General features: G+C 66.0%; 22 protein-coding genes and 3 pseudogenes. 20 read left to right on the top strand and 5 right to left on the bottom strand.

The features are described from left to right. Positions 1 to 2: 2 nt before the first annotated feature. Genes AC5Y4D_RS05440 through AC5Y4D_RS05465 form a run of 6 tightly spaced genes read left to right on the top strand, consistent with a single transcriptional unit; the run spans position 3 to position 3,904 of the window. Positions 3 to 1,241: an acyl-CoA dehydrogenase family protein gene (locus AC5Y4D_RS05440; RefSeq protein ID WP_500036595.1), complete on the top strand. Its 1,239-nt coding sequence runs from the start codon at positions 3 to 5 to the stop codon at positions 1,239 to 1,241. Beyond that, positions 1,238 to 2,197: a phosphotransferase family protein gene (locus tag AC5Y4D_RS05445; protein ID WP_500036596.1), complete on the top strand. Its 960-nt coding sequence runs from the start codon at positions 1,238 to 1,240 to the stop codon at positions 2,195 to 2,197. Before AC5Y4D_RS05440 ends, AC5Y4D_RS05445 begins: the two co-directional genes overlap by 4 nt. After that, a complete protein-coding gene (locus AC5Y4D_RS05450) occupies positions 2,194 to 2,544 on the top strand; it encodes a DUF6285 domain-containing protein (RefSeq protein ID WP_500036597.1) in 351 nt (116 codons plus the stop codon). Before AC5Y4D_RS05445 ends, AC5Y4D_RS05450 begins: the two co-directional genes overlap by 4 nt. Further along, positions 2,541 to 2,948, top strand: coding sequence for a nuclear transport factor 2 family protein (locus tag AC5Y4D_RS05455; RefSeq protein WP_500036598.1), 408 nt, complete (start codon positions 2,541 to 2,543; stop codon positions 2,946 to 2,948). Before AC5Y4D_RS05450 ends, AC5Y4D_RS05455 begins: the two co-directional genes overlap by 4 nt. Next, positions 2,945 to 3,487, top strand: a complete 543-nt coding sequence (locus AC5Y4D_RS05460) for a YceI family protein (protein ID WP_500036599.1) — start codon at positions 2,945 to 2,947, stop codon at positions 3,485 to 3,487. The genes AC5Y4D_RS05455 and AC5Y4D_RS05460 overlap by 4 nt, the downstream gene beginning before the upstream one ends. A gap of 15 nt (positions 3,488 to 3,502) precedes the next feature. Continuing rightward, a complete protein-coding gene (locus AC5Y4D_RS05465) occupies positions 3,503 to 3,904 on the top strand; it encodes an Rv3143 family two-component system response regulator (RefSeq protein WP_500036600.1) in 402 nt (133 codons plus the stop codon). Here the strand turns inward: AC5Y4D_RS05465 and AC5Y4D_RS05470 are convergent. Then, complete coding sequence (locus AC5Y4D_RS05470; protein ID WP_500036601.1) at positions 3,901 to 5,208, bottom strand: PPE family protein; 1,308 nt, start codon at positions 5,206 to 5,208, stop codon at positions 3,901 to 3,903. The genes AC5Y4D_RS05465 and AC5Y4D_RS05470 overlap by 4 nt on opposite strands. Positions 5,209 to 5,593: 385 nt before the next feature. Between AC5Y4D_RS05470 and AC5Y4D_RS05475 the strand changes: the two genes are divergently transcribed. The 14 genes and pseudogenes from AC5Y4D_RS05475 to nuoN all read left to right on the top strand — a co-directional run bounded on the left by AC5Y4D_RS05475 (position 5,594) and on the right by nuoN (position 20,985). Further along, entirely contained in the window at positions 5,594 to 5,968 is a 375-nt protein-coding gene (locus AC5Y4D_RS05475; protein ID WP_499946385.1) for an NADH-quinone oxidoreductase subunit A, read from the top strand. Positions 5,969 to 5,977: 9 nt separating this feature from the next. Continuing rightward, positions 5,978 to 6,532: a NuoB/complex I 20 kDa subunit family protein gene (locus AC5Y4D_RS05480; RefSeq protein ID WP_499946386.1), complete on the top strand. Its 555-nt coding sequence runs from the start codon at positions 5,978 to 5,980 to the stop codon at positions 6,530 to 6,532. After that, positions 6,529 to 7,266 carry an NADH-quinone oxidoreductase subunit C gene (locus tag AC5Y4D_RS05485; protein ID WP_499946387.1) on the top strand — a complete coding sequence of 246 codons (738 nt, stop codon included), beginning with the start codon at positions 6,529 to 6,531 and terminating at the stop codon, positions 7,264 to 7,266. The genes AC5Y4D_RS05480 and AC5Y4D_RS05485 overlap by 4 nt, the downstream gene beginning before the upstream one ends. Beyond that, the gene (nuoD, locus tag AC5Y4D_RS05490; protein WP_499946388.1) at positions 7,266 to 8,564 is read left to right on the top strand and encodes an NADH dehydrogenase (quinone) subunit D; all 1,299 of its coding nucleotides are present in this window, start codon (positions 7,266 to 7,268) and stop codon (positions 8,562 to 8,564) included. Before AC5Y4D_RS05485 ends, nuoD begins: the two co-directional genes overlap by 1 nt. Next, positions 8,561 to 9,331, top strand: coding sequence for an NADH-quinone oxidoreductase subunit NuoE (gene nuoE / locus AC5Y4D_RS05495; protein ID WP_500036602.1), 771 nt, complete (start codon positions 8,561 to 8,563; stop codon positions 9,329 to 9,331). Before nuoD ends, nuoE begins: the two co-directional genes overlap by 4 nt. After that, positions 9,328 to 10,644, top strand: a complete 1,317-nt coding sequence (gene nuoF / locus AC5Y4D_RS05500; RefSeq protein WP_500036603.1) for an NADH-quinone oxidoreductase subunit NuoF — start codon at positions 9,328 to 9,330, stop codon at positions 10,642 to 10,644. Before nuoE ends, nuoF begins: the two co-directional genes overlap by 4 nt. Positions 10,645 to 10,651: 7 nt before the next feature. Further along, positions 10,652 to 13,075 (top strand): NADH-quinone oxidoreductase subunit G, encoded by a 2,424-nt coding sequence (locus AC5Y4D_RS05505; protein ID WP_500036604.1) that lies wholly within the window; start codon positions 10,652 to 10,654, stop codon positions 13,073 to 13,075. Between the two features lie 5 nt (positions 13,076 to 13,080). Beyond that, complete coding sequence (gene nuoH / locus AC5Y4D_RS05510) at positions 13,081 to 14,340, top strand: NADH-quinone oxidoreductase subunit NuoH (RefSeq protein ID WP_500036620.1); 1,260 nt, start codon at positions 13,081 to 13,083, stop codon at positions 14,338 to 14,340. Continuing rightward, a pseudogene (gene nuoI / locus AC5Y4D_RS05515) lies at positions 14,324 to 14,878 on the top strand (NADH-quinone oxidoreductase subunit NuoI); the annotation flags it as partial. The gene nuoH and the pseudogene nuoI, both read left to right, overlap by 17 nt. Next, positions 14,875 to 15,651 (top strand): NADH-quinone oxidoreductase subunit J, encoded by a 777-nt coding sequence (locus AC5Y4D_RS05520; protein WP_499946392.1) that lies wholly within the window; start codon positions 14,875 to 14,877, stop codon positions 15,649 to 15,651. The pseudogene nuoI and the gene AC5Y4D_RS05520, both read left to right, overlap by 4 nt. Continuing rightward, entirely contained in the window at positions 15,648 to 15,947 is a 300-nt protein-coding gene (gene nuoK / locus AC5Y4D_RS05525) for an NADH-quinone oxidoreductase subunit NuoK (protein WP_055580875.1), read from the top strand. Before AC5Y4D_RS05520 ends, nuoK begins: the two co-directional genes overlap by 4 nt. Positions 15,948 to 15,956: 9 nt before the next feature. Beyond that, positions 15,957 to 17,846 (top strand): NADH-quinone oxidoreductase subunit L, encoded by a 1,890-nt coding sequence (gene nuoL / locus AC5Y4D_RS05530; RefSeq protein WP_499946393.1) that lies wholly within the window; start codon positions 15,957 to 15,959, stop codon positions 17,844 to 17,846. Further along, positions 17,840 to 19,417, top strand: coding sequence for an NADH-quinone oxidoreductase subunit M (locus AC5Y4D_RS05535; protein ID WP_499992741.1), 1,578 nt, complete (start codon positions 17,840 to 17,842; stop codon positions 19,415 to 19,417). Before nuoL ends, AC5Y4D_RS05535 begins: the two co-directional genes overlap by 7 nt. Next, positions 19,414 to 20,985 (top strand): NADH-quinone oxidoreductase subunit NuoN, encoded by a 1,572-nt coding sequence (nuoN, locus tag AC5Y4D_RS05540; RefSeq protein WP_500036605.1) that lies wholly within the window; start codon positions 19,414 to 19,416, stop codon positions 20,983 to 20,985. The genes AC5Y4D_RS05535 and nuoN overlap by 4 nt, the downstream gene beginning before the upstream one ends. Before the next feature lie 143 nt (positions 20,986 to 21,128). On the opposite strand, the gene AC5Y4D_RS05545 is transcribed toward nuoN, so the two are convergent. From AC5Y4D_RS05545 to AC5Y4D_RS05560, 4 genes and pseudogenes are all read right to left on the bottom strand, one after another. Continuing rightward, a complete protein-coding gene (locus AC5Y4D_RS05545; RefSeq protein WP_500036621.1) occupies positions 21,129 to 22,517 on the bottom strand; it encodes a beta strand repeat-containing protein in 1,389 nt (462 codons plus the stop codon). A 357-nt stretch (positions 22,518 to 22,874) separates the two neighbouring features. Further along, positions 22,875 to 23,774, bottom strand: a pseudogene (locus AC5Y4D_RS05550) (hypothetical protein); the annotation flags it as partial. A gap of 8 nt (positions 23,775 to 23,782) precedes the next feature. Continuing rightward, positions 23,783 to 24,329: pseudogene (locus AC5Y4D_RS05555) on the bottom strand (PPE family protein); the annotation flags it as partial. A 452-nt stretch (positions 24,330 to 24,781) separates the two neighbouring features. Beyond that, entirely contained in the window at positions 24,782 to 25,198 is a 417-nt protein-coding gene (locus AC5Y4D_RS05560; protein WP_499946969.1) for a hypothetical protein, read from the bottom strand.

Here is a 25,198-nt window from a genome sequence, read left to right on the forward strand (position 1 = left end):
ACGTGGATTTCGCTCTGCCAGAACATCTTCCGGGACTGCTCGCGGAGATGGACGAGTTCATCGAGATCGAGATCAAACCGCTGGAACGCGAGAACATCCAGTACTTCGACCATCGCCGCGAGAACGCCCGCACCGACTGGGACAACGGTGGCATCCCCCGTCGCGAATGGGAGGACCTGCTCGGCGAGATGCGCAGACGCGCGGACCGGGCAGGCTGGCTGCGCTACGGCCTGCCCGCCCAGTTCGGCGGCCGCGACGGCAGCAACATCGACATGGCCGTCATCCGGGAACACCTGGCGCACAAGGGTCTCGGGCTGCACAACGACCTGCAGGACGAGTCGTCGATCGTCGGCAACTTCCCGCAGGTCATCATGATGGACCGGTTCGGCACCGACGCACAGAAACAGGAGTGGACCGAGGCGCTGATCACCGGCGAGCGCTCGATGGCGTTCGGGCTGACCGAACCCAGCCACGGATCCGACGCCACCTGGTTGGAGACCACCGCGGTCAAGGACGGTGACGACTGGGTCATCAACGGCGCCAAGCGATTCAACACCGGCGTGCACCGCGCCACCCACGATCTGGTGTTCGCCCGCACCTCGGGCGAGCCCGGCCAGGCCCGTGGCATCAGCGCGTTCCTGGTGCCGTGCGACTCCCCCGGCTTCACCATCCCGTACTACTGGTGGACGTTCAACATGCCCACCGACCACGCCGAGGTCGAACTCAAAGATGTCCGGGTGCCCGCCGACGCGGTGCTCGGCGAGGTGGACCGCGGTTTGGAGGTCGGCCAGACCTTCTTGCACGAGAACAGGATTCGGCAGGCAGCCAGCAGCCTGGGCGCCGCGCAGTACTGCATCGACCGCGCGGTGGCCTACGCCGGCGAACGCATCGTGTTCGGCAAGCCGCTGGCAGTGAACCAGGCCGTGCAGTGGCCGCTGGTGGAGTTGCAGACCGAAGCGCAGATGGTGCGGCTGCTGGTGTACTACGCGGCCACCCAGCTGGACGACAACCACCACATGGAGGTCTCCGACAAGGTGTCGATGGCCAACTACCGCGCCAACCGCCTGGTGTGCGACGCCGCCGACCGGGCCATGCAGGTGCTCGGCGGCATCGGCTACAGCCGCCACGAGCAACTCGAACACATCTACCGCCACCACCGCCGCTACCGGATCACCGAGGGCGCCGAGGAGATCCAGATCCGCCGAGTCGCCCAGCGGCTGTTCAAGTTCGGCAAGAAGTGACCCTCGCCGAGGACCTGGCCGCGCTGCTGGCGGAAGCAACCGGCCAGCCGGTGACCGTCGAGAACCTGCGCGTGCTCACCGGCGGCGCCAGCCGCACCACCTACGCGTTCGACGCCGTCACCGACGCCGAGAGGCGCGCGCTGATCCTGCGCAGCGGCCCGCCCGATGACGTCCACGCGGGCATGGAGCTGGAAGCCCGCACCCAAGCCGCCGCCAGAGCCGCCGGCGCACCGGTTCCGCACGTGCTGATCGCCGACGATTCGGTTGGCGCCCTGGGCAATCCGTTCCTCATCTGCGAAGAGATCAAGGGCGAGACCATCGTTCGGCGCATCTACCGGCAACTCAGCGACCCACAGCGGCTGTTGCACCAGTGCGCGCAGGCCATCGCCGCCATTCACCGGGCCGACCCCGACATACCCGGGCTCACCGAGGAAGATCCCGTCGGCCAGTGGCGCGAACGGCTCGACGAGATGGGTGACACCACCGCCACCTTCGAATGGGCGTTCCGCTGGCTGGAAGCCAACCGGCCGCCGACGCCTTCCCCCACCGTGCTGGTGCACGGCGATTTCCGGATGGGCAACCTGATCGTCGATGGATCCGAGCTGGCCGCCGTGCTGGACTGGGAGCTGGTGCACGCCGGAGAGAGCTACGAAGACCTGGCCTGGTTCTGTGTGCGCGCCTGGCGGTTCGGCGCGCCCCCCAGCCGCGCGGCGGGCGGGCTGGGCAGCATCGAAAGCTTCCTGCGCAGCTACGAGGACGCCGCCGGTTCGACCGTCGATCGCCCGACGTTCCGGTGGTGGCTGGTATTGGCCACCCTGCGCTGGGGGATCATCTGCCGTTACCAGGCCGAGCGACACCTGAGCGGGCAGACCCGCTCGGTCGAACTGGCCACCATCGGGCGGCGCGTCTGCGAGAACGAGTGGGACCTGCTGGACCTACTCGAGGAAGCGTCGTGAGTCTGCACGGCCGGCCGACGGCCGCCGAACTCGTCGCCGCCGTCGCCGAATTCCTGGAGAGCGAGGTCCGCGAGGCGACCAGCGGACCGGTCAACTTCCACGCCCGGGTGGCCGCCAACGCGTTGCGCATGGTCGAACGCGAACTGCTCGAACCCGGCGAATCCGACGTCCGGGCGGCGCTGACGGACCTGGGGTTCACGGACGAAGCCGCCCTGGCCGCCGCCATCCGGCGCGGAGACTTCGACGATCATGCCCAAGACGTCACCGCCGTGCTGCGCACCCTGGTCCGCCATCGGCTGGCCGCCGCCCATCCCGGATACGACGCACCAGAGGAGCCCGCCCCATGAGCCATGCCGTTCTCGAGGCCGCCGATCGACTGTTCGCCGCCATTGAACGCGGCGACCGCGACGCGGTGGCCGACATGTGGAGCGACGACATCGCGGTATGGCGGACGGACGGACACCGCGACACCAGAAAGTGCGATGACAAGGCCCGCGCGCTGCGGGTGATCAACTGGTTCATCTCGGCCACCACCGAGCGCAGCTACGAAATCCTCGATCGGCAGGTCTTCGACGCCGGATTCGTCCAACAGCACATCCTGCGCGCCACCGGGCACGCCGGACAGTCGATCTCGCTGCGGGTTTGCATTGTGATCAAGTTGGACAACAACGGTCTTATCGACCGTATCGACGAGTACTTCAACCCCGAAGAACTCGCCCCGCTACTGGACCGGCACGAGGACCGACGATGACGACGCTGGAGACGCTGCTCACCGATCCCGAGACCACCGGGACCTGGAACCTGGCACCCGACCGGTCGTCGGTCGGATTCAAGATCAAGAACATGTGGGGCGTGCTGCCCGTCAAGGGCGAGTTCACCAAGATCAGCGGCGACGGACGCCTCACCGACGAAGGCACCATTTCGGGCCGGCTCACCATCGTGGTCGCCTCGTTGCGCACCGGCATCCGCCGTCGGGACCGGCACCTGCTGTCCGCCGACTTCTTCGACGCCCAGCGCTTCCCGCACATCACGATCCTGGTCATCGGCTTGCAACCGACGACCGGGAAGTCCGCCGAACTGCAGACGAATTTCACCATCAAAGGCGTCAGCGAGCCGGTGCTGTTGCCGGTCCGGATCACCGAGCTGGACGACGGGTCAGTGCGGATACACGGTGAAACCCAGCTCGACCGGACCCGTTTCGACGTGGACTGGAACAAACTCGGCGTCATGGCCAACACCGTCACCGTGTCGTCAGAAGCCGTCTTCGTGCGGTCCGCCGGAATCGCGTGATCTACCATCTGGACCGTGCCCGACTCCAGCAGCCCCCTGAAGATTCTCGTCTACAGCGACAACGTCCAGACCCGGGAGCAGGTGATGCAAGCCCTGGGTAAACGGCTGCACCCCGACCTGCCCGAGTTGAGCTACATCGAGATCGCAACCGGCCCGATGGTGATCCGGACGATGGACGAAGGCGGCATCGACCTCGCCATTCTCGACGGGGAAGCGACGCCGACGGGCGGCATGGGCATCGCCAAGCAGCTGAAGGACGAGCTGTCCAGCTGCCCGCCGATCCTGGTCCTCACCGGACGGCCGGACGACGCCTGGTTGGCCAACTGGTCACGCGCCGAGGCGGCGGTGCCGCATCCCCTCGACCCGATCGTGCTGGGTCGCACGGTGCTCAGCCTGCTGCGAGCGCTCACGCACTAGCCGCGAAGCTGAACCCGCGGGGCTTCTTCCTCTTCTTCTGCCTGAGCGTGAAACTCACCGGGGGCGATCGCCGGCCGCAACGTGGCCACGTTCTCGACGGCTTCCTCGTCCTGCGACGCAGCTTCCCCGGCCGGCTTGGCTGCCGCGCGTAGACCCGCGAGCGGAATCCCGGATGCCGTCGCGGGAGCGGTTTGCGCCGGTGCCGCGCCCGGGGCCGCCTGCGCGGCGATGCCAGGTGCCGCCGTCGGCAGCACGGTCATCGCCGGCACCTCGGCCGCCGGCGTTTCGGCGGCGTCCGGTGCCTCCGCCGGCACTTCTTCCGAGGTCTGCTCGACGGCCTTCTTCTCGGACTCTTCGGGGTCCCCGTACTTGGCGAGAACCGGCACCGACGGACTGTCGCCGAGCAACCCGGCCATGGCGAGGCCGCCCATCGCCATCGGCATCATGCCCATGCCGGCAAACCCCGGACTCGTGACGCCGGTATTCGCGGTGGTGGCCGCGGCACTGGTTGCGGCCGCGGGTGCTGCCGCGCCGCCGCCGGTGTATGCCGACGGGTCACCGGCGGTGTAGCTGGCCGGCGCCAGGCCCGCGTCGGCGCTTCCGACGCCCCCAGCAGCGCTCCCACCGCCACCGCCGCCCGCCGCCGCGGCGGCACCGGCGGCGCCCACCGGGCCGGCAGCGGCCGGGGCGCCCCCGGCCGCGCCCGCCGCGGCTCCGGTCCCCGAACCCGCGTGCGCGGCTGCGCTGAGTCCGCCCGCCAGACCAGCGGTCAGCGCCGGGAAGCTCTGCAGCACCGTCTGCCACGGCACCACCTGCGCGGCCGCCGCCGCGGCGCCGGCGTAATACCCCGTCATCGCGCTCACATCCTGAGCCCACATCTCCTCGTAGATGCTCTCGGCCAGCGCGATCAGCGGTGCGTTCTGGCCGAACAGATTCGACATCACCAGCTGCACGAACGCGTTCCGGTTCTGCTCCACGGCCGAGGGATGAATGGTGGCGGCCCGAGCCGCCTCGAAAGCGCTGACGACCGATCTCGCCTGACCGGCCGCGCCCAGCGACTGCGATGCCGCCGCGGCCAGCCAGCCCGCGTACGGTGCGGCCGCGGCCGCCATCGCCGCCGCTGCCGGACCCTGCCAGGCCTGTCCCGCCAGGTTGGAGATCACCGAGCCGAACGATTCGGCGGCCGTGCTCAACTCCGCGGCCAGCCCGTCCCACGCCGCAGCCGCCTCCAGCATCGGCGCGCTACCCGCCCCGAGGAACATCCGCAAGGAGTTCAACTCCGGCGGCAGCGTGAAAAAGCTCACAGTTCCCGTCCTCCCAGATCGGCCGTCAGCGGTTGCTGCTGACCCGCAAGAACCCCGCAGCAGTCCAGTGGTAAGGGTAACAACTAGCGCTCCGCCGAGTCTGCCGGTCGAAAGAATCAGCCATATTTTGCCTGGTTAAGAGCGTCGGCAGGACCGTGCGGCTCATTTCGGGGCCATGGGACCACGTGGCTCGGTATCGACCCCGGCCACCGCGGCCGCCGGACGCCCATGACTTGTCCAAGAGCTTGACCCCGGCCACGAGCTTCGGCCGTCGCGAGACTATGTTGAAGGTCACTGTGACGGCCCACATGCCCGGTCCGTCACAACCAGCCCAGCCACCGCCCTGGCCGCTGCGGGCGGCCCATACGACGGATCGTGGAGCGAGTTGAACGTCTACATACCCATCCTGGTGCTGGCGGCCATCGCCGCAGCCTTCGCCGTCGGCTCGGTATTCCTGGCCAGCATCACCGGCCCGACCCGCTTCAACAGGTCGAAGCTGGAGGCCTACGAGTGCGGGATCGAGCCCACGGACACCTCCGCGGGCGGCCCGAACGCCAGCGGTCAACGGTTTCCGATCAAGTACTACCTGACCGCGATGTTGTTCATCGTCTTCGACATCGAGATCGTGTTCCTCTATCCGTGGGCGGTCAGCTTCGACTCGCTGGGGACTTTCGCGCTGGTCGAGATGGTGGTGTTCATGCTGACGGTGTTCGTGGCCTACGCGTACGTGTGGCGCCGCGGCGGCCTGACGTGGGATTGAGGTAGCAAAGTGGGACTGGAAGAACAGCTGCCCGGCGGGATTCTGCTGTCGACAGTCGAGAAGGTGGCGGGCTACGTCCGCAAGAACTCGCTGTGGCCGGCGACGTTCGGACTGGCCTGCTGCGCGATCGAGATGATGGCGACGGCCGGCCCCCGTTTCGACATCGCCCGGTTCGGGATGGAACGGTTCTCCGCGACGCCGCGCCAGGCCGACCTGATGATCGTCGCGGGACGGGTGAGCCAGAAGATGGCGCCGGTGCTGCGGCAGATCTATGACCAGATGGCCGAGCCCAAATGGGTTCTGGCAATGGGCGTGTGCGCCTCGTCGGGAGGAATGTTCAACAACTACGCGGTGGTTCAGGGCGTCGACCACATCGTGCCGGTGGACATCTACCTGCCCGGGTGCCCGCCGCGGCCCGAGATGCTGTTGTACGCAATCCTGAAGCTGCACGAGAAGATTCAGGAGATGCCGCTCGGCGTCAACCGGGAACGCGCAATCGCCGAAGCCGAAGAGGCGGCCATGTCGGCGCGCCCGACCATCGAAATGCGCGGACTGCTGCGATGAGCTCACCGGAAAAAGACCCGCAGGGTGCGGCGTTGACGCCCGGCGCCCCGAAGACCGATTTCCCGGCCGACGGGCAGGAAGTCATCGCAGTTCGCCACGGCATGTTCGGTGTTCGCGGCACCGGTGACACCTCCGGATACGGCCGGCTGGTGCGCGAGATCGCCCTGCCCGGCGACACCCCCCGCCCGTACGGTGGCTACTTCGACGACATCGCCGACCGACTGGGCGAGGCCCTGGCACGCGACGGCATCGAGTTCGACGACGCAATAGAGAAAGTCGTCGTCTACCGCGACGAGCTGACCCTGAACGTACGCCGGGATCTGCTGCCGCAGGTGGCCCGGCGGCTGCGCGACGAACCGGAGTTGCGGTTCGAACTGTGTCTGGGTGTCAACGGGGTGCACTACCCGAACGAGACCGGGCGGGAACTGCACGCCGTCTACCCGTTGAAGTCGATCACCCACAACCGGCGGCTGCGGCTGGAAGTGTCTGCGCCGGACAGTGATCCGCATATCCCGTCGCTGTTCGACGTCTACCCGACCAACGACTGGCACGAGCGCGAAACCTACGACTTCTTCGGGATCATCTTCGACGGACATCCGTCGCTGACCCGCATCGAGATGCCCGACGACTGGCATGGGCATCCGCAGCGCAAGGACTACCCGCTAGGCGGAATCCCGGTCGAGTACAAGGGCGCGCAGATACCTCCGCCCGACGAGCGCAGGGGTTACAACTGATGAGTACAACCGAAACGCTCGTGGTCGCCGGCGGGCAGGACTGGGACAAGGTCGTCGACGCCGCCCGTAACGCGGATCCCGGCGAACGCATCGTCGTCAACATGGGTCCCCAGCATCCGTCCACCCACGGTGTGTTGCGGCTGATCCTCGAGATCGAGGGCGAGACGGTCACCGAGGCACGCTGCGGAATCGGCTACCTGCACACCGGGATCGAGAAGAACCTCGAGTACCGCTACTGGACGCAGGGCGTCACCTTCGTGACCCGAATGGATTACCTGTCACCGTTTTTCAACGAAACGGCCTACTGCCTGGGCGTGGAGAAACTCCTCGGCATCACCGACGAGATCCCGGAGCGGGTCAACGTCATCCGGGTGATGATGATGGAACTCAACCGGATCTCCTCGCACCTGGTGGCGTTGGCGACCGGCGGCATGGAGCTGGGCGCCATGACACCGATGTTCGTCGGATTCCGGGGCCGCGAAATCATCCTCACCCTGTTCGAGCAGATCACCGGGCTGCGGATGAACAGCGCCTACATCCGTCCCGGCGGCCTGGCCCAGGATCTGCCGCCCAACGGGGTGGACGACATCGCCGAAGCGCTTCGGCAGCTCCGGCAACCGCTGCGCGAAATGGGCGACCTGCTCAACGAGAACGCGATCTGGAAAGCCCGCACCGAGGACGTCGGATACCTGGACCTGACCGGGTGCATGGCACTCGGTATCACCGGCCCGATCCTGCGTTCCACCGGGTTGCCGCACGACCTGCGCAAGAGTGAGCCGTACTGCGGCTACGAAGACTACGACTTCGACGTCATCACCGCCGACACCTGTGATGCGTACGGGCGCTACATCATTCGCGTCAAAGAGATGTGGGAGTCGATCAAGATCGTCGAACAGTGCCTGGACAAGCTCAAGCCCGGCCCGACCATGGTCGAGGACCGCAAGATCGCTTGGCCCGCAGACCTTTACGTCGGCCCCGACGGAATGGGCAACTCACCCGAGCACATCGCCAAGATCATGGGCGGTTCGATGGAAGCGTTGATCCACCATTTCAAGCTGGTCACCGAGGGCATCCGGGTGCCCGCCGGCCAGGTCTACGTGGCCGTGGAGTCACCGCGCGGGGAACTCGGCGTGCACATGGTCAGCGACGGCGGCACCCGCCCCTACCGGGTGCACTACCGGGACCCGTCTTTCACCAACCTGCAGGCAGTGGCGGCGATGTGTGAGGGCGGCATGGTCGCGGACCTGATCACCGCCGTCGCCAGCATCGACCCGGTTATGGGCGGAGTGGACCGTTGAGCGAACCCAACGTATCCGGCAGTGGCGAACGGGTTTTCATCAGACTCGGACCGCCTCCCGAAGAACCCAACCAGTTCGTCGTGGAAGGCGCGCCGCAGTCGTATCCCCCGGAGGTCGAGTCCCGGCTGGAGCTCGAAGCCAAGGAGATCATCGGCAAGTACCCGAACCAGCGTTCGGCGCTGCTGCCGTTGCTGCACCTGGTGCAGGGTGAGGATTCCTACCTGACACCGGCCGGGCTGGAGTTCTGCGCGCGGCAACTCGACCTCACCGGCGCCGAGGTTTCCGCGGTGGCCAGCTTCTACACGATGTACCGACGCGGCCCCACCGGTGACTACCTGGTCGGTGTCTGCACCAACACGCTGTGCGCGGTGATGGGGGGTGACGCGATCTTCGAGGACCTCAAGGAACACCTGGGCATCGGCAACGACGAGACCACCTCCGACGGATCGGTCACCCTGCAGCACATCGAGTGCAACGCCGCCTGCGATTTCGCGCCGGTGGTGATGGTCAACTGGGAGTTCTACGACAACCAGACCGTCGAATCTGCGCGCGGGCTGGTGGATTCGCTGCGCTCCGGTGAGCCGGTAGCGCCCACCCGAGGGGCGCCGCTGTGCAAGTTCCGCGAGACCTCGCGCATCCTGGCGGGCCTGCGCGACGAACGCCCCGACGAAGGACAGGGCGGCGCCGGTGCGGCCACCCTGGCCGGTCTGCGGGTGGCGCGCGAGAACGACATGCAGGCGCCCGCGGCCCCGGGAGCCGAGTCGTGACCACTCCGCTGACGCCGGTCATCAGCCGGTATTGGGATGACCCCGAATCGTTTTCGCTTGCGACGTACGAACGTCACGACGGCTACACAGCCATGAAGAAAGCCCTGTCCATGGATCCCGACGACGTGATCGGGACGGTCAAGGACTCCGGGCTGCGCGGTCGTGGTGGCGCGGGCTTCTCCACCGGCACCAAATGGTCGTTCATCCCGCAGGGCGACACCGGTGCCGCCGCCAAGCCGCACTACCTGGTGGTGAACGCCGACGAGTCCGAACCCGGTACGTGCAAAGACATTCCGCTGATGCTGGCGACCCCGCACGTGCTCATCGAGGGTGTCATCATCGCCTCCTACGCGATCCGCGCCAGCCACGCGTTCATCTACGTGCGCGGCGAAGTGGTCCCGGTGTTGCGGCGCCTGCAGAACGCGGTGGCCGAGGCTTACGCCGCCGGATACCTGGGCCGCGACATCGGCGGATCCGGTTTCGACCTGGAGCTGGTGGTGCACGCCGGCGCGGGCGCCTACATCTGCGGCGAGGAGACCGCGCTGCTCGACTCGCTGGAAGGTCGCCGCGGCCAGCCGAGGCTGCGGCCACCCTTTCCCGCCGTCGCCGGCCTCTACGGCTGCCCGACGGTGATCAACAACGTCGAGACCATCGCCAGTGTCCCGGCCATCATCCTCAACGGTGTCGACTGGTTCCGGTCCATGGGCAGCGAGAAATCGCCTGGCTTCACGCTGTATTCGCTGTCCGGCCATGTGACCAACCCGGGCCAGTACGAGGCGCCGCTGGGTATCACGCTGCGTGAGCTGCTCGACTATGCCGGCGGGGTCCGCGCCGGGCACCGACTCAAATTCTGGACGCCGGGCGGCTCGTCCACCCCGCTGCTCACCGACGAACACCTCGATGTGCCATTGGATTACGAGGGTGTCGGCGCGGTGGGCTCGATGCTGGGCACCAAGGCGCTGGAGATATTCGACGAAACCACTTGTGTGGTAAGGGCAGTGCGGCGCTGGACCGAGTTCTACAAGCACGAGTCGTGCGGAAAGTGCACCCCGTGCCGGGAGGGCACCTTCTGGCTGGACAAGATCTACGCGAGGCTCGAAAACGGGCAGGGCACCCGTGAAGACCTCGACAAACTTCTCGATATCTCCGACGCGATCTTGGGAAAGTCGTTCTGCGCGTTGGGCGATGGCGCCGCCAGCCCGGTGATGTCGTCGCTGCAGCACTTCCGCGACGAGTACGTCGCACACGTCGAAAGAGGCGGATGCCCGTTCGACCCCCGAGACTCGATGCTCTCGCTGGACGGAAAGGCATGAGCTCCCGATGACCACGACCTCTGATGCGACCAACAAGACCGGCGACGGCCTGGCTCAGCCGGAGATGGTGTCCCTGACCATCGACGACGTCGAAATCAGCGTCCCCAAGGGCACTTTGGTGATTCGCGCCGCCGAACTGATGGGCATCCAGATCCCCCGGTTCTGCGACCACCCGCTGCTCGACCCGGTCGGCGCGTGCCGCCAGTGCCTGGTCGAGGTGGAAGGTCAACGCAAACCGCTGGCGTCGTGCACCACCGTGTGCACCGACGACATGGTGGTGCGCACCCAGCTGACCTCGCCGGCCGCCGACAAGGCCCAGCACGGCGTGATGGAACTGCTGCTGATCAACCATCCCCTGGACTGCCCGATGTGCGACAAGGGCGGCGAGTGCCCGCTGCAAAACCAGGCAATGTCCAACGGCCGCGCGGAATCTCGGTTCACCGACCCCAAACGCACCTTCGCCAAACCGATCAACATCTCTTCCCAGGTACTGCTGGACCGCGAACGTTGCATCCTGTGCGCGCGCTGCACGCGGTTCTCCAGCCAGATCGCCGGCGACCCGTTCATCGACATGCAGGAGCGCGGCGCGCTGCAGCAGGTCGGCATCTACGCCAACGAACCGTTCGACTCCTACTTCTCCGGCAACACCGTGCAGATCTGCCCGGTGGGCGCGCTGACCGGGACCTCCTACCGGTTCCGGGCCCGGCCGTTCGACCTGGTCTCCAGCCCCAGCGTGTGCGAGCACTGCGCGGGGGGCTGCGCCGAGCGCACCGACCACCGCCGCAACAAGGTGATGCGCCGGCTGGCCGGCGACGACCCCGAGGTCAACGAGGAATGGATCTGCGACAAGGGCCGCTGGGCCTTCACCTACGCCACCCAACGCGACGTGCTCACCACGCCGCTGATCCGGGACTCCTCCGGGGAGCTGGTGCCGGCGTCGTGGTCGCACGCGATCGTCGCGGCGGTACAGGGACTGCAAGCCGCGCGCGGTAACACCGGCGTGCTGGTCGGCGGACGGGTGACCTGGGAGGACGCCTACGGCTATGCCAAGTTCGCGCGAATTGTATTGAATACCAACGACATCGACTTCCGCGCCCGGCCCTACTCGGCCGAGGAGACCGATTTCCTGGCAGCGCGCATCGCCGGGCGCCCGATCACGGTCAGCTTCTCCGACCTGGAGTCGGCGCCGGTGGTTCTGCTGGTCGGATTCGAGCCCGAAGACGAGTCGCCCTCGGTATTCCTGCGGCTGCGCAAGGGCGCGCGCAAGAACAACGTCCCGGTGTACGCCATCGCACCGTTCGCCACCCGGTCGCTGAAGAAGATGTCGGGCCGGTTGCTGCAGACCGCGCCGGGCGCCGAACCGCAGGCGCTGGACGGCCTGGCGACCGGAGAGTTGGGTGACCTGCTCAGCACGCCCGGCGCGGTCATCATGGTCGGGGAACGTCTGGCCACCGTGCCGGGCGGATTGTCTGCCGCGGCCCGACTGGCCGACGCCACCGGCGCCCGGCTGGCCTGGGTGCCGCGGCGCGCCGGGGAACGCGGCGCGCTGGAAGCCGGGGCCCTGCCAGGACTGCTGCCCGGAGGACGTCCCGTCGCCGACGACGCCGCCCGCGACCAGGTCCGCGCTGCCTGGCACGTGGACGAATTGCCTTCCACCCCAGGGCGAGACGTCGACGGCATCCTGGCGGCCGCGTCCGACGGGACACTGGGTGCCCTGCTCGTCGGCGGCATCGAACCCGGCGACTTCGCCGACCCGGCCGCGGTTTTGAACGCACTCGACGCGGCGCCGTTCGTCGTCAGCCTCGAATTGCGGCACAGCGAGGTCACCGAGCGGGCCGACGTGGTGTTCCCGGTCGCGCCCACCACGCAGAAAGCCGGCGCATTCGTCAACTGGGAAGGTCGCTACCGCGGCTTCGAACCCGTCTTCCGCGGCACCACCCTGCAGGCCGGGCAATCCGACCACCGGGTGCTCGACACCCTGGCCGACGAGATGGGCATCTACCTCGGCTGCGCCAGCGTCGAGTCGGCCCGCGAAGAACTGGCGGCACTGGGCAGCTGGGACGGTAAGCACGCCGCCGCGCCGCGCGTCGAGGCCGGCGAACCCGCACAACCCGGCGCGGGGGAAGCGGTGCTGACCGGTTGGCGGTTGCTGCTGGACGCCGGTCGAGGCCAAGACGGCGAGCCGCATCTGGCCGGAACCGCGCGCAAACCCGAGGTTCGGTTGTCGCCGGCCACCGCGGCCGAGATCGGTGCCGCCGCCGGCGAATCCGTCACCGTCAGTACCGCACGCGGCTCGATCACGTTGCCGCTCAACGTCACCGACATGCCCGACCGGGTGGTGTGGCTGCCACTGAACTCACCCGGTTCGGCGGTGCACCGAGAGCTGGGCGTGACGATCGGCAGCGTCGTCAAGATCGGAGCGGGAGAATGACCGGACTGGGCGCCTTCGGACACGACACCTGGTGGCTGGTGCTGGGCAAGGCGCTTTTCATCTTCGCGTACCTGGTGTTGACGGTGCTGGTGGGCATCCTGCTGGAACGCAAGATCCTGGGCTATATGCAGTTGCGGCCCGGGCCGAACCGGGCGGGACCGTGGGGCACGCTGCAGAGCCTGGCCGACGGCGTCAAGCTGGCACTGAAGGAAAGCATCACCCCCAAGGGCATCGACTGGTTCGTGTATTTCGCGGCACCGGCCATCTCGGCGATTCCGGCGTTCACCGCGTTCGCTTTCATTCCGATGGGTCCCGAGGTGTCGGTCTTCGGCCACTGGACTCCGTTGCAGCTGACCGATCTTCCGGTCGCGGTGCTGTTCATCCTGGGCCTGTCGGCGATCGGGGTGTACGGGATCGTGCTGGGCGGTTGGGCGTCTGGGTCGACCTATCCCCTGCTCGGTGGTGTCCGCTCGACCGCCCAGGTCATCTCCTACGAGGTGGCGATGGGGTTGTCCTTCGCGGCGGTGTTCCTGTTCGCCGGCACCATGTCGACGTCACAGATCGTCGCCGCCCAGGACCGGGTCTGGTACATCTTCCTGCTGCTGCCGTCGTTTTTGACCTACCTGATCTCGATGGTGGGCGAGACCAACCGGGCGCCGTTCGACCTGCCCGAAGCCGAGGGTGAACTCGTCGCGGGTTTCCACACCGAGTATTCGTCGCTGAAGTTCGCGATCTTCATGCTCGCCGAGTACGTGAACATGACGACGGTCTCTGCGCTGGCCGCCACCATGTTCCTGGGCGGCTGGCACGCCCCGTGGCCGATCAATCTCTGGGACGGGGCCAACCACGGTTGGTGGCCGCTGCTGTGGTTCACCGCCAAGGTGTGGTTGTTCCTGTTCATCTACTTCTGGCTGCGGGCCACGCTGCCCCGATTCCGGTACGACCAGTTCATGGCGCTGGGCTGGAAGCTGCTGATCCCGGTCTCGCTGGGCTGGATCATGATCGCAGCCGTCATCCGCTGGTCGCGTAATCAGGGATTCGAGCATTGGACCACGCTGCTGGTGGTCAGCAGCCTGGTCGTCGGGGTGGTGTTGCTGCTGACGCTGCGTAAGCCGTTCAGCGCGCCCAGTCCGCGGGCACGAGAGCGGCGCCGCCGCAGGGAACTCGACGAGAGCCCGGCCGAACCGGCGTTCCCCGTTCCGCCGCTGCCCTTGAAGAAACTCGAACAGCCAGTTGGTGCGAGCAAGGAGACGGCACGTGGCTAAAATTCTGGACGCCCTGGCCGGATTCAAGGTGACGTTCACCTCGATGTTCAAGAAGAACATCACCGAGGAATATCCGGAGAAGCCCGGCCCGGTCGCGCCGCGCTACCACGGCCGTCATCAGCTCAACCGCTATCCCGACGGGCTGGAGAAATGCATCGGCTGCGAGTTGTGCGCCTGGTCCTGCCCGGCCGACGCGATCTACGTCGAGGGGGCCGACAACACCGAGGAGGCGCGGTTCTCGCCGGGTGAACGCTACGGGCGGGTGTATCAGATCAACTATCTGCGGTGCATCGGCTGCGGCCTGTGCATCGAAGCCTGCCCCACCCGGGCGCTGACCATGACCAACGACTACGAGCTGGCCGACGACAATCGCGCCGACCTGATCTACGAAAAAGACCGCCTGCTGGCCCCGCTGTTGCAGGACATGCTGGCCCCGCCGCATCCCAGGACCGAAGGCGCCACCGACAAGGACTACTACCTGGGCAACGTGACCGCGAACGGTCTGCGGCAGAACCAGGAAGTCGGGGATGCCCGGTGATCAGCTATCTGGCGGCCGACGCGCTTGTTCGCACCTCCACCGGCGAAGCGGTGATGTTCTGGGTGCTGGGCACCGTGGCGTTGATCGGCGCACTCGGCGTGGTGCTGGCCGTCAACGCCGTGTACTCGGCGATGTATCTGGCGATGACGATGCTGATCCTGGCGGTGTTCTACATCGCCCAGGACGCGCTGTTCCTCGGCGTCGTTCAAGTCGTGGTGTACACCGGCGCGGTGATGATGTTGTTCCTGTTCGTGCTGATGCTGATCGGCGTCGACTCAGCCGAGTCGCTGAAGGAGACACTGCGCGGACAGCGGATCGCCGGCGTGGCGACCGGCGTCGGATTCGGCGTCCTGCTGATCGCGGCGATCGGCAACGTGGCGACCGGCGGCTTTTCCGGTCTGAGCGCTGCAAATTCCGGCGGCAACGTCGAAGGCCTTGCCGCACTGATCTTTTCCCGCTACCTGTGGGCGTTCGAGCTCACCAGCGCGTTGCTGATCACCGCCGCGGTCGGGGCCATGATCCTGGCGCACCGCGAGCGGTTCGAGCGCCGCAAGACCCAGCGCGAACTCGCCGAGGAACGCTTCCGTCCCGGCGGTCGCGCGACTCCGCTGCCCAACCCGGGCGTCTACGCGCGGCACAACGCCGTCGACGTGGCCGCGCTGCTACCCGACGGCTCCTACTCGGAGTTGTCGGTCTCGAAGATCCTGCGCACCCGCGGTGCCGACGGACTCGAAACCCCGTCCCCCGAATCCGTCAAGGGAACCCGATCGTGAATCCGGCCAACTACCTTTACCTTTCGGCACTGCTGTTCACCATCGGGGCTTCCGGTGTGCTGCTGCGGCGCAACGCGATCGTCATGTTCATGTGCGTCGAGCTGATGCTCAACGCGGTCAATCTCGCGTTCGTCACCTTCGCGCGCATGCACGGCAAGCTGGACGGGCAGATGATCGCGTTCTTCACGATGGTGGTCGCCGCGTGCGAGGTGGTGATCGGCCTGGCCATCATCATGACGATTTTCCGTGCCCGCAAATCGGCGTCGGTCGACGACGCGAATCTACTCAAAGGCTGACACGCCAAGATGATTCACTACACCTGGCTGCTGGTGGCGCTCCCCCTGGCAGGTGCCACCATTCTGCTGTTCGGCGGTAGGCGCACCGACGCCTGGGGACATTGGCTGGGCACCCTGGCCGCGCTTTCCTCGTTCGGTGTCGGCGTGGCGCTGCTGACCGACCTGCTGGGTCGTGCCGCCGAAGACCGCACCATCCACCAGACCGTGTTCAGCTGGATTCCCGTGGGTGGTCTGCAAGTCGACTTCGGGCTGCAGATCGACCAGCTGTCAATGTGTTTCGTACTGCTGATCTCCGGCGTCGGATCGCTGATCCACATCTATTCGGTCGCCTACATGGCCGAAGATCCCGATCGTCGCAGATTCTTCGGCTACCTCAACCTGTTCCTGGCTTCGATGCTGCTGCTGGTGGTGGCGGACAACTACATGTTGCTCTACGTCGGCTGGGAAGGCGTCGGCCTGGCGTCGTATCTGCTGATCGGCTTCTGGTACCACAAGCCGTCGGCGGCCACGGCGGCCAAGAAGGCGTTCGTGATGAACCGGGTCGGGGATGCCGGCCTGGCGCTGGCCATGTTCTTGATGTTCGCCACCTTCGGCACGGTGTCCTACAGCGGCGTGTTCGCCGACGCTCACTCGGCTAGCACCGGGGTGCTGAACGCGATGGGGTTGCTGTTGCTGCTGGGTGCCTGCGCCAAATCCGCCCAGGTTCCGCTGCAGGCCTGGCTGGGCGACGCGATGGAAGGCCCCACCCCGGTGTCGGCGCTGATCCACGCCGCCACCATGGTGACCGCCGGTGTCTACCTGATCGTGCGGTCCAACCCGGTGTTCAACCTGGCTCCCGGCGCGCAACTCGCCGTCGTCATCGTCGGCGCCGTCACCCTGATGCTGGGCGCATTCATCGGCTGCGCCAAGGACGACATCAAGCGTGCCCTGGCCGCGTCGACGATGAGCCAGATCGGCTACATGGTGCTGGCCGCCGGCCTCGGCCCGGCGGGTTACGCGTTCGCGATCATGCACCTGCTCACCCACGGCTTCTTCAAGGCCGGGCTGTTCCTCGGATCCGGCTCCATCATTCACGCCATGCACGAAGAGCAGGACATGCGTCGCTACGGCGCGCTGCGTTCGGCTCTCCCGGTCACGTTCATCACCTTCGGGCTCGGATACCTGGCCATCATCGGTGTGCCGCCGTTCGCGGGCTTCTTCTCCAAGGACGCGATTATCGAGGCCGCGCTGGGTTCCGGTGGCGTCCGCGGTTATGTCCTCGGCGGGGCGGCCCTGCTGGGCGCCGGCATCACCGCGTTCTACATGACGCGGGTGATGCTGATGACCTTCTTCGGCAAGAAGCGTTGGGCGCCTGGGTCGCACCCGCACGAAGCGCCGGCGTTGATGACGGGGCCGATGATCCTGCTGGCGTTCGGTTCGGTGTTCTCCGGCGCCTTGTTCGCCATCGGCGGCACGCTCAAGCACTGGCTCGAGCCGGTGGTCGGCGCGCACGAAGAGGCCGGGCACGCGATACCGGCTTGGGTCAGCACATCACTGGCCCTCGGTGTCGTGGTGGTCGGCATCGCGGTGGCTTACCGGAGGTACGGCGGCAAGGCCGAGATCCCGCGGGTGGCTCCGGCTCAGGTGTCGGTGTTGACGACGGCCGCGCGGGCCGACGGTTACGGCGACGCCTTCAACGAGGAGGTCTTCATGCGCCCCGGTGCGCAACTGACGCACGCGACGGTCGCCGTCGACAATGCCGGTGTGGACGGGTCGGTCAACGCGCTGGCCGCGTTGGTGGGCCGAACGTCGAATCGCCTGCGCGGCATGCAAACCGGCTTCGCCCGTAACTACGCGTTGTCGATGCTGTTGGGCGCGGCCGTGTTGGCCGGAGCGTTGTTGGCGGTGAACCTGTGGTGAACTTTCCTTGGCTGAGCGCACTGTGGCTGCTGCCGCTGGCCGGTTCGGTGCTGATCATCCTGCTCCCCCCGGGTCTGCGGCGGCTGGCCAAGTGGACGGGTTTGGTGGTCAGCATTGCGACGCTGGCGCTGTCGCTCGTCGTCGTGATCGGTTTCGAGCCGGGCGGCAAGACCTACCAGTTCGTCGAATCACATGAGTGGATACCGGCTTTCGGCGCCGGCTACACCTTGGGTGTGGACGGCATCGCGCTGATCCTGGTGCTGCTGACCACGGTGCTGATTCCGCTGCTGCTGATCGCGGGCTGGAATGACGGGGGTGACAGCCCGCGCGGCGTGCACGCCTACGCCGCGCTGACATTGGCCATCGAATCGATGGTGCTGATCTCGGTGGTGGCGCTGGACGTGTTGCTGTTCTACGTCTTCTTCGAGGCGATGCTCATCCCGATGTACTTCCTGATCGGCGGGTTCGGCCAGGGCGCCGGACGCTCCCGCGCCGCGGTGAAGTTCTTGCTGTACAACCTGTTCGGCGGGCTGATCATGCTGGCCGCGGTGATCGGGTTGTACATCGTGACCGCGCAGCACGGGGGCGGCGGCACCTTCGACTTCCGCGAGATCGTCACCGGCGTGCAGTGGGGCCGCTACAGCAACGTCGACCCCGCGGTCTTCAAGGCGCTGTTCCTGGGATTCATGTTCGCGTTCGCGGTCAAGGCGCCGCTGTGGCCGTTCCACCGCTGGCTGCCCGACGCCGCGGTCGAGTCGACCCCGGCGACCGCGGTGTTGATCACGGCGGTGATGGACAAGGTCGGCACCTTCGGAATGCTGCGCTACTGCCTGCAGTTGTTCCCGGACGCCTCAACATATTTCCGGCCGGTGATCGTGACGCTGGCCATCATCGGGGTGATCTACGGCGCCATCGCGGCGATCGGTCAGACCGACATGATGCGCCTGATCGCCTACACCTCGATCTCACACTTCGGGTTCATCATCGCCGGCATCTTCGTGATGACCAGCCAAGGCCAGAGCGGGTCCACGCTCTACATGCTCAACCACGGCATCTCCACCGCGGCGGTGTTCCTGATCGCCGGCTTCCTGGTCTCCCGTCGCGGCAGCCGGTTGATCGCCGACTACGGCGGCGTGCAGAAGGTGGCCCCGATCCTGGCGGGCACGTTCCTGGTGTCCTGCATGGCCACCCTCTCGCTACCCGGCCTGGCCCCGTTCGTCAGCGAATTCCTGGTCCTGCTGGGCACTTTCAACCGTTACTGGCTGGCCGCGGCGTTCGGCGTGACGGCGTTGGTGCTGGCGGCCATCTACATGCTGTGGCTGTATCAGCGGGTGATGACCGGCCCGGTGGCCGCGGGCAACGACAAGATCCGCGACCTGGCGGGCCGCGAAATGATCGTCGTCGCACCGCTTATCGCCCTGCTACTGGTGCTCGGGGTCTACCCCAAGCCGGTACTGGACGTCGTCAACCCCGCCGTCGACAACACCATGCGCACCATCGGCCAGCATGATCCCGCGCCCACGGTGCCCATGACCGGCGCAACCCGGCGAGCCGAAGGACCGCACCGATGATCAAGGCCCCGCACGTCGAATACTTCCTGCTGTCACCGATGTTCATCGTCTTCGGTGTGGCGATCGCCGGTGTGTTGGTAGAGGCGTTCCTGCCACGGCGCATCCGATACGGCGCCCAGGTGGCGCTCACCCTCGGCGGGCTCGTCGCGGCTCTCGTCGCCGTCGTCGCGGTGGCCAGGTCGATCCCCGCGTCCGGCCTCAGTGCGGTGGTCGACTCGATCGCCGTGGATCGACCGGCACTGTTCCTGCAAGGCACCGTGCTGTTGGTCGCGGTGTTGGCCGTCATCTTCATGGCCGAACGCAGCGCTCACGTCGCATCCAGAACCAAGGTCGCGGTGGCCGCCGGGCTGGATTCCTTTACCCCGCAGGCATCGTCGGTTCCCGGCAGCGACACCGAACGCGAAGCGGAGCGGGCCGGGGCCGCGCAGACCGAGCTGTTCCCCCTGGCAATGCTGTCGGTCGGCGGCATGATGGTGTTCCCCGCCTCCAACGACCTGCTGACGATGTTCGTCGCGCTGGAAGTCCTGTCGCTGCCGCTGTACCTGATGTGCGGGTTGGCCCGGCACCGCCGGCTGCTGTCCCAGGAATCGGCGCTGAAATACTTCCTGCTCGGGGCGTTCTCGTCGGCATTCTTCCTCTACGGGGTGGCGTTGCTGTACGGCGCCACCGGCACGCTGACCCTGACCGGTATCCGCGATTCGCTTGCCGCGCAGAGCGATACGACGATGGCGTTGGCCGGCGTCGCGCTGTTGGCGGTGGGCCTGCTGTTCAAGGTCGGTGCCGTCCCGTTCCATTCCTGGATTCCCGACGTGTACCAGGGCGCCCCCACCCCGATCACCGGGTTCATGGCGGCGGCCACCAAGGTCGCCGCGTTCGGCGCGCTGGTGCGGGTCGTGTACGTCGCGCTGCCGCCGCTGCACGCCGACTGGCGGCCGGTGCTGTGGGGCATCTCGATCCTGACCATGGCCGTCGGCACCGTCACCGCGGTGAACCAGACCGACGTCAAGCGGATGCTGGCCTATTCCTCGGTCGCACACGTGGGTTTCATCCTCACCGGTGTGATCGCCGACAACTCCGCCGGCCTGTCGGCGACGTTGTTCTATCTGGTCGCCTACAGCTTCAGCACGGTCGGTGCGTTCGCGATCGTCGGGCTGATCCGGGACGCCGACGGGATGGAGGACGCTTCGCTCGCCAGCTGGGCCGGCCTCGGTCAACGCAGTCCCATTGTGGGCGTGATGCTTTCGATGTTCCTGCTGGCGTTCGCCGGTATCCCGTTGACGAGCGGGTTCATCAGCAAGTTCGCGGTGTTCCGGGCGGCCGCAGAGGGTGGCGCGGTGCCGTTGGTGATCATCGGTGTGATCTCCAGCGGCGTGGCCGCCTACTTCTACGTGCGGGTCATCGTGTCGATGTTCTTCACCGAGCCGACCGACCACACTCCTCAGGTCGCGGAGCCCGGCATTCTGAGCAAGATCGCCATCGCGGCATGTGCTCTGGTGACCGTCGCCTTGGGCGTCTTCCCGCAGCCGGTGCTCGACCTGGCCGCGCAGGCGGGCCAGTTGCTGCACTGATTCACGTAGGCCAGGCCGGACCCCGATCGCCTGAACTCGTGAGCTCGGGCGATCGCCCCCACGGCCTGTACCCACAGACTCTAGGGTGCACGTCGGCGGATTTCCGGGCTTTGGTGATATTCGTTGCGGCGCAGCGCAACTGACTACGGCTGACCGAAGAATCCCGCTTGGTTGTCGCCGCGGTTGCCGACCCCGGAACTGTCTTGGCCCAGGTTGAAGAATCCCGATGAGAGCGAACCGGAATTTCCGATGCCGGAACTGAACGTGAGGCCCGACAGGTTGATACCGGTGTTGTTGTCGCCGCTGTTGGTGAAACCGACGTTGTAAGTACCTGTGTTGAAATACCCGACCAGCGCGGTGCCGGCGTTCATGAACCCGGACGACGGCAATGCGGCGATCCCGTTGGCGTTCTGGAATCCGGTCACGTTGTCACCGGTGTTGAAGAATCCCGAACTGCCGGTGCCGGTATTGCCGAACCCGGAGGTCGTTCCGGGCTGGTTCAGGTTACTGCCGACGGCGGTGTTGACGTCGCCGGCATTGAACAGACCGGTATTGAGGTTGCCCGCGTTGCCGTAGCCGGTGTTGAGGCTGCCCGAGTTGAACGAGCCGGTGTTGCCGCCGCCGAGTCCGGCGTTTCCGCCGGCGTTGAAGTCGCCGGTGTTGCTGGTGCCGGAGTTGCCCGAGCCTGCGTTGTAATGGCCGCCGTTTCCGATGCCCATGTTCTGGTTGCCACCATTGCCGACACCGAAGTTGTAGCTGCCCCCGTTGCCGACGCCGGTGTTGACCGAGCCACCGTTCCAGAAGCCGGTGTTGACGTCGCCCGCGTTGCCGAAACCGGTGTTGCCGTTGCCGGAGTTGAAGAACCCGAAGTTGCCGTCACCGGAGTTGAAGAAGCCGATGTTGTTGTTGCCCGAGTTTCCGAAGCCGAGGTTGCCGAGCCCCGTGTTCAAAGCACCGATGCCGAACTGGTTATTACCGGTGAGCCCTATGCCGATGTTGTTATCGCCGAAATTGCCGAAACCGAAGTTGAAGTTTCCGTTGTTTCCGAATCCGACATTGCCGAAGCCGAGATTGCCGCTGCCGAGGTTGGAACCGCCGAGGTTGCCGTTGCCGAAGTTGGAGGAGCCGGAGTTGCCGCTGCCCAGGTTGTTGCTTCCGAAACGGTTACCCATGCCGAAGTTGCCGTCACCGAAGGAGTTACCGCTGCCCAAGTTGAAGATGCCGAAACTATTGCCGCTGCCGAAATTCGTGTGACCGATATTGCCGCTACCCAGGTTGTAGAAACCGAAGTTGCCGCTGCCCAGGTTCAGGTTGCCGATGTTGCCGCTACCGAGGTTGACATTGCCGAAGTTGCCGCTGCCCAGGTTGAAGTTGCCGATGTTGCCACCACCGAGGTTCCAGTCGCCGAGATTGCCCAGGCCGGTGTTGATGGCGGGCAGCCCGAATGCGGCCGGTGCGGACACTGCACTGACGATCGGGGCCAGCGGTCCCAGGTCGAGCAGGAACGCGGGCGTACTGGCCGGACCGAAGATCCCCGCCTGGCCGTCGCCGCGGTTGAAGGCTCCGGCGCTGCCGTTGCCCCAGTTCGACAGGCCGCTGCTGAAGCTGCCGGCGTGGCCGACACCCGAACCTCCGGTACCGGAAATCAGGATGCCGCTCGAGGCCGAGCCAGTGTTGAAGACACCGACATTGTTGGTGCCCGCATTGTTGATGCCGACGTTGCCGTCACCGAAGTTATGGAACCCGGAGTTGTTGCTGGCACCGACGTTCTGAAAGCCAGACGAAAGATCACCGCTGTTGTAGAAGCCTGAGGTTCCAGACCCGGTGTTGCCGAAGCCGGACGAGGTGACGCCCGCCGGCGTGATCGAGCTACCTAGGCCGGTGTTCAGGTCACCCGAGTTGAGCAACCCGGTATTGGTCCAACCCGAATTGCCGTACCCGGTGTTGAAGTAGCCCGAGTTGGCGCTGCCCGTATTTGCGTTACCGGTGTTGAACATGCCGGTATTCGATGATCCCGCGTTGCCGAGTCCCACGTTTCCACCGCCGGCATTACCGAGACCCATGTTGAAGTCGCCCGCGTTACCCGGACCGAAGTTTTGGAAGCCGGCATTGCCGAAACTGGTGTTTAAGCTGCCCGCATTCCAGAAGCCCGTATTGATGTTTCCCGAGTTGCCGATGCCGAAGTTGCCGTCACCGGAGTTGAAGAAGCCGAAGTTGCCGTCACCAGAATTGAAGAAGCCGACATTGTTGTTGCCCGAGTTCCCGAACCCGAAGTTGGCGACACCCGAGTTGAGCGCGCCGATGCCGATCAGGTTGTCGCCGGTGAGCCCGAAGCCGATGTTGTTGTTTCCGTTGTTGCCGAAGCCGAAGTTCAGGTTTCCGTTGTTGCCGAACCCGATATTGTTGAATCCCAGGTTGCCGCTACCCAGGTTGAAAGAACCCAAATTCCCACTACCGTAATTCGTGCTACCGAGGTTCCCGCCAAGGATATTGCCGTTGCCGGAGTTCCCGAAGCCGAAAACGTTGCCGAAACCGTTATTTCCAAAACCAAGGTTGGACTGGCCAATATTTCCGAGGCCCAGGTTGATGTAACCGCTATTTCCGAAACCGAAGTTGTACGAACCGAAATTTCCGCTGCCGAAGTTCAGGTTGCCAATGTTTCCGCTGCCCAGGTTGACACTGCCGAAGTTGCCGCTCCCCAGGTTGAAGTCGCCCAGGTTGCCGCCGCCCAGGTTCCACGCACCGATATTGCCCAAGCCCGTGTTGATCGCCGGAATCGCCGCCGCCACCGCGGCCGCGGCTCCGGATGCGACCTGACCCAGACCCGGCAAGCTCGTTACCCACGAAGCCAACTGCGACGCCGCCGCAGCCGCCCCGCTGTAGTAGCCCACCATCGCCGCCACGTCGGCGGCCCAGAACTCCTCGTAGATGCTCTCGGCGGCCGCAATTGCCGGCGCATTCTGGCCGAATAGATTCGAGACCACCAACTGCACGAACGCATTTCGGTTCGCCGACACCGCCAATGGATGCACGGTCGCCGCCTGCGCGGCCTCGAATGCGCTCACCACGGCCTGGGCCGAACCGGCCGCTCCCACCGCTCGTGCCGCCGCCGCGGAGAGCCAACTCGCGTACGGAGCCGCCGCGGCAGCCATCTGCGCCGCCGCCGCACCCTGCCACGCCTGTCCAGCCAGACTCGAGGTCACCGACGCGAAAGATTGTGCCGCCGTTGCCAACTCCTCAGCCAAGCCGTTCCAGGCCGCTGCGGCCTCCAACATCGGCGCGGATCCCGCACCGGCGAAAATCCGCAACGAATTGATCTCCGGCGGCAATACGAAGAAACTCATGACCGATGTCCCCCTTCAACGGGCGAATGCAGCAGGCGAGCGAAGTGATCGCGGTTAACGCGAACACCATGAAGACTCTAGGAAAGTCGAAGGCGGGATATCGGGAATTCGGCAAATTGTTTCCGCACGCGAATCAATGGAATCTCGTCGTCCGGGTACGTCCACACCGCTTCGCTTCATGGACGAGTGCACAATGCCTGCCGCCTGACCGGCGTCAAACGAACCGGACCCTTGAAGTTGATGTTCGGTTGTGGGCGACCGCCTTTTGTTCCGCGGTGGAGCGTACTAGAACCTTTGTAATTGCGATTATTTGATACCAGCGGTGTGTCCAAACAGGATCTGGAGCAGGGAAAGGCGGCTAGCAAATTACTCCGCATGAGGTGCCGGCGCACCGGCGCTGGCTGAACATCGGCGCCGCCTGTCTGGCGCCAACATCCTGCCCCCGGCCGGTCTCAATTCAGAAATGGCCGGGTAGCCACCACGTAGATCGCCAAAACCGCGAGCGGAGCCAATAGCGGCAACCACGGCAGTTGCAGCGGGAACGACGTCGCGACCAAGCCGACGAAGGTGAACCCGACTGCACCGACGAGCGTCGCCGGCGATGTGGCCAGATGACGGCTCAGCAGGTAACCCGCCGCACACAGCCCGGACAGCGCGGCGAATACCTGCGGGGTATCGGCGCCGACGATGACCGCTACCGTCAGCAGCACGGAAATCGTTGCGGCCGAGCGATTTATCGTTCCTGCTCCCACTGCCAGCACTGCCGTAGCCGCCAACACCAGCACCGGTCCGTGCGAGCCGGCGGCGGCCAATCCCACCATCAGCAAGCCGAACGCCGCGGAAACAATGCTCTGTGCGCGCGACGGCAT

Source organism: Mycobacterium sp. NGS67, assembly GCF_059812185.1.